This is a genomic window from Variovorax rhizosphaerae (genome assembly GCF_037889975.1).
In the GTDB taxonomy this organism is placed as follows: Bacteria; Pseudomonadota; Gammaproteobacteria; order Burkholderiales; family Burkholderiaceae_C; genus Variovorax; species Variovorax rhizosphaerae.
On record NZ_JBBKZT010000106.1, the window covers coordinates 1 to 1272 of the forward strand.

Consider the following 1272-nt stretch of genomic DNA (forward strand, 5'->3'; position numbering starts at 1 on the left):
CTCCGAGAGCGAATTCCTCCTCCTCGCCATCGAGCACACCGCGAGCAATAACTACCTGCAAGCCGAAGGCGAACTCGCCGAATACAGGGCCACCTTCACCTGCAGCCGCCGCTTCATCCCGTGGCGCCCGAGTCGAGGCTTCCACAGCCACGAACAGCGCGTGATGGCCCCCCAGACCGCCACCGTCGTCGCCCACGCCCCCGAGGGTGTTCTCCACACCGACGAATACGGCCGTATCCGAGTCCAGTTTCACTGGGACCGCGAAGGCCAGGACGACGAACGCAGCTCCGCATGGGTGCGCGTCATGACCCAGTGGGCCGGCGGCGAGACCGGTGCCATCTCCATCCCGCGCGAAGGCTCCGAAGTCGTCGTCCAGTGTCTGGACGGCAACCCCGACCACTTCATCGTCATGGGCGTGGTCTACAACGCCCAGCGCATGCCGCCGTGGAAGCTGCCCGCACAGAAGGCCCTCACGGGTCTGCGCAGCCGAGAACTCACCGACAGCGGCAACGCCGCGGGCGGGCGCAGCAATCACCTCGTGCTCGACGACACCGAGGGCAAGATCCAGACCCAGCTCAAATCCGATGAACAGAGCACCAGCCTGAGCCTGGGCCACATCACCCGCATCGAAGACAACGCCGGACGCAAGGACCCGCGCGGCAAGGGCTTCGAGCTGCGCACCGACGGCCACGGCGCCGTGCGCGCCAAGGACGGCCTGCTCATCAGCACCGAGGCGCGCCAGAACGCACGGGCCCACATCACCGACATGGCCGAGACCGTGCAACGCCTGACGCAGGGCCGTGACCTGCACGAGGGCCTCTCGGAAGCCGCGCAAGAGGCCAAGGCCCACGAGTCGGGGGATCAGGACCAGGTCACCCAAGCCCTGAAGGCCCAGAACGACGCCATCAAGGGCTCGGGCGGCGACAAGGCGCAGGGCCAGTTCCCCGAACTCAGCGAACCGCATCTGGTGCTGGCCAGCCCCGCGGGCATCGAGGCCACCACCGGCGGCTCCACCCACCTGGCCAGCAACGAGCACAACGCCTTCACCAGCGGTGGCCACACCAGTGTCAGCACCGGCAAGAGCTTCCTGGTGAGTTCCAAGGACGCGGTGCGCATCGCCGCCTTCGAGAAGGGCATCCGCATGGTGGCCGCGGCGGCGGACATCGACATCAAGGCGCTGAAGAACTGCATCAACGTGATCGCCAAGCTCGACATCAAGGTCGAGGCCAACAAGATCAGCATCACCGCCAAGGAGGAGGTGCTGATCAACGG

Annotated in this window: 1 protein-coding gene; it reads left to right on the forward strand. The window is 66.7% G+C overall.

The window, feature by feature from the left end; translation table 11 throughout:
* On the forward strand, positions 1 to 1272 hold a 1272-nt coding region (locus WKW82_RS40510), incomplete at both ends, for a type VI secretion system Vgr family protein (RefSeq protein WP_340348847.1).